This is a genomic window from Vibrio sp. Isolate25 (assembly GCF_022398025.1).
Taxonomy (GTDB): Bacteria; Pseudomonadota; Gammaproteobacteria; order Enterobacterales; family Vibrionaceae; genus Vibrio; species Vibrio coralliilyticus_A.
Genome location: NZ_JAKEUT010000015.1, coordinates 69,630 through 75,794 on the forward strand (window position 1 = coordinate 69,630; position 6,165 = coordinate 75,794).

The window sequence follows — 6,165 nt, forward strand, 5'->3', positions numbered from 1 at the left end:
AAAGATTCACTCTCTATGCCTTAGAATATTCCATCTCTACTCGTGAAGTGAGCTTGGTCACCAGCTCATAAGCAATGGTACCAATATGGCAAGCAACTTCCTCTGCTGGCAGGCTATCTCCCCAGAGGATAGCCTCATCTCCAACCATATCATGAGCCTCAGGGCCAAGATCTACCGTTAACATATCCATTGATACTCGACCCGCGATAGGCACTTTACGGCCATTGACTAAGACAGGGGTGCCATTAGGTGCCGCTCTTGGGTAACCATCACCGTAGCCAATAGCAATCACCCCTACTTTGGTATCTCGCTGACTCGTCCACGTCCCACCATAACCAACACTCTCACCCGCTTTGACATCTCTTACCGCAATAAGATGTGATTTCAGAGTCATTACAGGTTGGTACCCCATCTGCTGGGCTGTTCTGTCATTGAATGGTGAGACACCATACATAATGATGCCTGGCCTTACCCAATCTAAGTGACTGTCTTGCCAAGCGAGCAAACCAGCAGAGGCGGCCAGAGAACGCTCACCTTCACACCCGTTGGTGAGTGATAAAAAGAGCTTGGTCTGCTCTGTAGTCGTGGTGTTATCCAACTCATCTGCGCAACCAAAATGACTCATGTAGCGTAAAGGTTTTGCCACATTGCGACACGCTTTCAGCCGGGTCACAAAATCGGTGTATTGCTCTGGCCTCACCCCTAATCGATGCATGCCGCTATCGACTTTAAGCCACACCACAACGGGTACTTCCAATTCAGCCTGTTCAAGCGCTTCAAGTTGCTCTTCACAGTGCACGACCGTTTGGATGTTATTGGTCACTAAAACAGGTAAATCACCCGATGAATAGAAGCCTTCTAGTAGTAGAATCGGTTTGACAACACCACATGCTCGTAGCTGCAAAGCTTCTTCTATTCGAGCAACACCAAAAGCATCGGCCCCATCGGCGTATTTGGCAATATGTCTCAGGCCATGACCATAACTATTGGCTTTCACCACAGCCATGATTTTGCTGTTTGGCGCTTGAGATTTTATCTGCTCTAAGTTGTGTTGTAGTGCGTCCAAATCGATAAAGGCAGTTGCCGCTTTCATATAACTCATGTGTTACTCTTCATCCACATCAAACGCCGGGCCAGCGTAATTATCAAAGCGTGACCATTGGCCTTGGAAGGTCAGACGAACCGAACCAATCGGGCCATTACGCTGCTTACCAATAATGATTTCCGCTGTACCTTTCATCGGACTGTCAGGGTTATAGACTTCGTCACGGTAGATAAACATGATCAAGTCGGCATCCTGCTCGATAGAGCCCGACTCACGCAAGTCAGAGTTTACTGGTCGTTTGTCTGCACGCTGTTCCAAGGAGCGGTTTAACTGCGATAGTGCGACAACAGGCACATTCAATTCTTTGGCTAGAGCCTTTAGAGAGCGAGAAATTTCGGCAATTTCTAACGTTCGATTTTCGGTTAGTGAAGGTACACGCATGAGCTGCAGGTAATCGACCATGATCATGGAAAGACCACCATGATCACGAGCTATACGGCGTGCACGAGAGCGAACTTCAGTGGGAGTCAAACCCGAACTGTCATCGATGAAGATGTTTTTCTTCTCCATCAGCAAACCCATTGTCGATGAAATGCGCGCCCAATCCTCATCATCTAATTGGCCCGTTCGTATCTTGGTTTGATCCACGCGAGACAGTGACGCAAGAGAACGCATCATCAGCTGTTCAGACGGCATCTCTAATGAGAAGACTAACACGGGTTTATCATGTGCCATCGCCGCATTCTCAACCAAGTTCATCGCAAAAGTGGTTTTACCCATCGATGGACGAGCTGCCACTATCACCAAGTCTGATCCTTGCAGGCCGGCCGTTTTTTTATTCAAATCGGTGAAGCCTGTCGTCACGCCTGTCACGCCATCTTGCGGTGACTTGTACAGCATTTCGATACGTTCAAGCGTTTTTTCAAGAATATTATCGACGTTTTGTGGGCCTTCGCTTTCGTTGGTACGCGACTCAGCAATGGCAAACACCTTACTCTCTGCCATATCAAGCAGATCTTCCGATGTTCTCCCTTGAGGATCATAGCCCGCATCCGCAATTTCATTGGCAACGCCAATCAAATCACGGGTCAAAGCTCGCTCAGCAACAATATCTGCATAAGCATTAATGTTGGCCGCGCTCGGCGTATTCTTAACAAGGTCCGCAAGGTAAGCAAAGCCACCAACATCATCAAGCTGCTCACGCAGCTCAAGAAACTCCGATAAGGTGATGAGGTCAAGAGGCTGGCTGTCTTCTAAAATGGCTTGTGATGCTTCGAATATCAGACGGTGTGGTCGGCTGTAAAAGTCCTTCGCCACCACACGTTCTGCGACAGTATCCCAGCGCTCGTTATCCAGAAGTAAACCACCAATGACGGACTGCTCAGCTTCCAACGAATGCGGAGGAACCTTGATAGCATCAACTTGGGCGTCTACTGGTTTCTGATTACGATTGTCTGTTCTCTGATCTGCCATGTTTTTGCTCAACAACTTACTTATGACCGCCCATTATAGCCAGAATGAGCGGGATGTCTGTAATAAACAAGGGGTTTGAAAGCAACTCATGTAGAATTAACTTAGAACTGACGAAATTAGAGTGAATAGCCTCTACTATTCCTCACAATTTTCCCATTGTTAAAGAGGTTGTGAGTGGCGAAACTTTGGCTCTTAAGTGCAGGCCTGCTGTGCAGTTCCGTAGCCTATGCGGATGAGGCGGTACAAAGTCAAACGGATATTGAGATACCCTCCCCTTGGGATACCGAAGTTGAATTCGGTTATCAAGCACACACCGGAAACTCAGATTCGCGCTCTCTCAATTCTCGACTCAGTGCCGAGTATCTTTCTGGCCGTTACCGAACCAGTGGTGAATGGAAATATTATCTTCTATACAAAGATGGTGAGGAGGATAGACGTCAATCCACATATACAGCTCAGAGTGACTATAAACTAGGCCCTAAAACTTACCTATACGGTAGCTTCAAGGGCGTTGACTCTCGCTATAGTGCCTACTTTAAAGACTACACACTCTCAGGCGGTTTGGGTTATCAATTTTCCAATACCGATGTGTTTGTCCTTGAGCTGGAACTAGGTCCAGGTTTTCGTTATCAGGAACCCAATACCGATGAAATTGGCGACAACGACATTGTGTTTGAAGAGATCGTTCAAGAGGCGATTTTTCGAGGCAAGGTCAACTCAAGCTGGCAAGTTGTGAAAAATTTGAATGTGTCAGCGGGGCTGACATTAGTTGCAGGTGACAGTAATCTCAGAGCCGATACGGATGTTAACGTCACCAATAACATCACCGATGACATTGCACTCAAGCTGGCTTATACACGCCAATACCATGACCGTGTACCAGAGGGGCTGAAAAAGGCCGATAGTATCTTTTCCGTCAATCTGCTCTTCTTGTTTTAATCCGAAATTCAGGTATAAAAAAAGCACCTCTAAGAGGTGCTTTTAAAATACATCTTGATACTGAATTACTCAGCAGCAACAACTTGTAGGTTAACTGTCGCGAAAACTTCTGAGTGAAGTTGAACGCTGATCTCGAACTCACCAGTGTTACGTAGTGCGCCTTCTGGAAGACGAACTTCGCTTTTAGCCACTTCAACGCCAGCTGCAGTGATTGCATCAGCGATGTCGCGAGTACCGATAGAACCGAATAGTTTACCTTCGTCACCCGCTTTAGAAGCGATAACAACTGCTTCAAGAGCGTTAACTTTCTCAGCGCGCGCTTCTGCTGCTGCTAGTTGCTCAGCAACTTTAGCTTCTAGTTCAGCACGACGAGCTTCGAACATTTCAACGTTAGCTTTAGTTGCCATCACTGCCTTAGCCTGAGGGATAAGGAAGTTACGAGCGTAACCAGATTTAACGTTTACAGTGTCACCAAGACCACCTAGGTTACCGATTTTATCAAGTAGAATAACTTGCATTGCTTAATCCTCTTTCTTAATAAAACGACCGATTACTGATGCTTGTCAGTGTACGGTAGTAGAGCTAGGTAGCGAGAACGCTTGATAGCGCGAGCTAGTTGACGTTGATACTTAGCGCTTGTACCAGTGATACGGCTAGGAACAATTTTACCAGCTTCTGTGATGTAGTTTTTAAGAGTTGCTACGTCTTTGTAATCAATCTCTTGTACGCCTTCTGCAGTGAAACGGCAGAATTTACGACGACGGAAGAAACGAGCCATGGGCTATCTCCTGATCTTAAATTTAAAAAAGTTGTCTGCCTAAATAAACACATTCGAGTAAACCCGTGAGTTATCTAGACTGAGTACTAATTCTGAGTAGTAATTACTCAGCAGCTGCTTCTGGCTTAGCTTCTGCACGCTCTTCGCGACGAGGAGCACGCTCTTCTTTCTGCTTAAGCATGATAGATTGCTCAGTGATAGCCGCTTTAGTACGCATGATCATGTTACGTAGAACTGCATCGTTGAAACGGAAAGCAGTTTCTAGCTCATCGATTACAGCTTGGTCAGCTTCAACGTTCATTAGAACGTAGTGAGCTTTGTGAAGCTTGTTGATTGGGTAAGCCAGTTGACGACGACCCCAGTCTTCTAGACGGTGGATAGTACCGCCAGCTTCAGTGATAGAACCAGTGTAACGCTCGATCATGCCAGCAACTTGCTCGCTTTGATCAGGGTGCACCATGAATACGATTTCGTAATGACGCATTGGTTGCTCCTTACGGATTATTCAGCTTCCACAATTGGCCCGGTCGTCCAGAGGAAGCAAGGAACTAAAGATAATTGACCGAGTTTTAAGGAGCACGAATAGTACAGAATGAATGCAATTTAAGCAAGAAAAATGTGATACAAGTGGTGGTAAGCTGGTTGGAATAGAGCAGCGTATCGCACGCTGCCCAGAGTTGTTCTAATTCTGACTAGTCACCATCTTCATCAACATATTGAGCCTGCAAGTAATTTTGGATACCTGTCATGTCAATTAAACCAAGTTGCGTTTCAAGCCAGTCTACGTGTTCTTCTTCATCTTCCAATATATCTTGAAACAGATCTCTGGATACATAATCGTGTGTGTCTTCTGCGTAAGCGATGGCAGCTTTTAAATCAGGTATCGCAGCCATTTCTAACTTAAGGTCGCACTCCAGCATCTCTTTGGTATCTTCGCCGATCATGAGCTTGCCTAGATCTTGCAAGTTAGGGACGCCTTCAAGAAACAAAATACGTTCAATTAAATGATCCGCATGTTTCATTTCATCAATGGATTCGTGATATTCCTTATCCGCTAGATGCTTTAAGCCCCAGTCTTTATACATTCGTGCATGAAGGAAATATTGATTAATGGCAACTAACTCATTGCCAAGGATTTTATTGAGATGTTGAATAATGATTGGATCGCCTTTCATGACAAAAACCTCCTATTTGGCTCCAATTAAACTGTAGAACCAATTGAGAAGGTGTCAAAAAGCCACGAGACGGTTTCAGCTCGCTTTTTGGTACTGTACTACACCTGTTTCATTAAGGATTTCCTTCGCCATCTTGACACATTTGCCACATTGGCTACCAAGCGCGGTACATTTCTTTATGCCTCTGATATCAGTGATGCCTTCTTCTAAAGCTAACTTTTTGATTTTCTTATCAGAAATTCCATGACACAAACAAACGTACATAAATGAAAACTCGTAATACAACCTAGGAGAAAAATATAAACAATAATTGTTCTTATTACCAGTTACGATTTTGGAGATATTAAGACTGATTTGTTATATCAAAAATGGCAAAGAAGCGGCTCTAAACACTTACGCATTTAACCACAAAAATAGTAATGAAATCAGTTTTGATAACTGTTTGTTTTAAAGGATAAAGAAAAGAGGAATTGGTGAGTAAGTGAAGTTATCGGACAATTTTTTTTATAACCAAAAATCAAAAAAGAGAAGCCGAAGCTTCTCTTTTTCTAGATGCGCTTTCTTCATAAATGAAGAAAAGTGCAAGATTTCAATTAATTCCTAAGAAATTAGTCGAAGATCTTAGCAACAACACCAGCACCTACTGTACGGCCACCTTCACGGATCGCGAAACGAAGACCTTCGTCCATTGCGATTGGTGCGATTAGCTCTACAGTCATCTTGATGTTATCGCCTGGCATTACCATTTCTACGCC

General features: G+C 44.7%; 8 protein-coding genes and 1 pseudogene. 1 reads left to right on the plus strand and 8 read right to left on the minus strand.

What is annotated here, in order from left to right; genetic code table 11:
* Positions 1–13: 13 nt before the first annotated feature.
* Positions 14–1,102: an alanine racemase gene (alr, locus tag L1D15_RS19065; protein ID WP_239876707.1), complete on the minus strand. Its 1,089-nt coding sequence runs from the start codon at positions 1,100–1,102 to the stop codon at positions 14–16.
* Positions 1,103–1,105: 3 nt separating this feature from the next.
* On the minus strand, positions 1,106–2,518 hold the full coding sequence (locus L1D15_RS19070; protein ID WP_239835079.1) for a replicative DNA helicase: 1,413 nt from the start codon (positions 2,516–2,518) through the stop codon (positions 1,106–1,108).
* Positions 2,519–2,692: 174 nt separating this feature from the next.
* On the opposite strand from L1D15_RS19070, the gene L1D15_RS19075 reads away from it, so the two are divergent.
* Entirely contained in the window at positions 2,693–3,457 is a 765-nt protein-coding gene (locus L1D15_RS19075) for a DUF481 domain-containing protein (RefSeq protein WP_239835078.1), read from the plus strand.
* Positions 3,458–3,522: 65 nt separating this feature from the next.
* Here the strand turns inward: L1D15_RS19075 and rplI are convergent, their stop codons facing one another.
* The 6 genes and pseudogenes from rplI to tuf all read right to left on the minus strand — a co-directional run.
* Entirely contained in the window at positions 3,523–3,975 is a 453-nt protein-coding gene (gene rplI, locus L1D15_RS19080; RefSeq protein WP_239835077.1) for a 50S ribosomal protein L9, read from the minus strand.
* 32 nt (positions 3,976–4,007) lie between these two features.
* Positions 4,008–4,235 (minus strand): 30S ribosomal protein S18, encoded by a 228-nt coding sequence (rpsR, locus tag L1D15_RS19085; protein WP_000090472.1) that lies wholly within the window; start codon positions 4,233–4,235, stop codon positions 4,008–4,010.
* Between the two features lie 103 nt (positions 4,236–4,338).
* The gene (gene rpsF / locus L1D15_RS19090) at positions 4,339–4,719 is read right to left on the minus strand and encodes a 30S ribosomal protein S6 (RefSeq protein ID WP_004747103.1); all 381 of its coding nucleotides are present in this window, start codon (positions 4,717–4,719) and stop codon (positions 4,339–4,341) included.
* Positions 4,720–4,927: 208 nt separating this feature from the next.
* A complete protein-coding gene (bfr, locus tag L1D15_RS19095) occupies positions 4,928–5,410 on the minus strand; it encodes a bacterioferritin (protein ID WP_239871423.1) in 483 nt (160 codons plus the stop codon).
* A gap of 75 nt (positions 5,411–5,485) precedes the next feature.
* Entirely contained in the window at positions 5,486–5,674 is a 189-nt protein-coding gene (locus L1D15_RS19100; protein ID WP_239835075.1) for a (2Fe-2S)-binding protein, read from the minus strand.
* 344 nt (positions 5,675–6,018) lie between these two features.
* Positions 6,019–6,165, minus strand: a pseudogene (gene tuf / locus L1D15_RS19105) (elongation factor Tu); the annotation flags it as partial.

Coding starts and splice junctions, on each gene's coding strand:
- bfr (WP_239871423.1), bottom strand. CDS start 5,410: ATGAAAGGCGATCCAATCATTATTCAACATCTCAATAAAATCCTTGGC.
- L1D15_RS19100 (WP_239835075.1), bottom strand. CDS start 5,674: ATGTACGTTTGTTTGTGTCATGGAATTTCTGATAAGAAAATCAAAAAG.
- alr (WP_239876707.1), bottom strand. CDS start 1,102: ATGAGTTATATGAAAGCGGCAACTGCCTTTATCGATTTGGACGCACTA.
- rpsR (WP_000090472.1), bottom strand. CDS start 4,235: ATGGCTCGTTTCTTCCGTCGTCGTAAATTCTGCCGTTTCACTGCAGAA.
- rpsF (WP_004747103.1), bottom strand. CDS start 4,719: ATGCGTCATTACGAAATCGTATTCATGGTGCACCCTGATCAAAGCGAG.
- L1D15_RS19070 (WP_239835079.1), bottom strand. CDS start 2,518: ATGGCAGATCAGAGAACAGACAATCGTAATCAGAAACCAGTAGACGCC.
- rplI (WP_239835077.1), bottom strand. CDS start 3,975: ATGCAAGTTATTCTACTTGATAAAATCGGTAACCTAGGTGGTCTTGGT.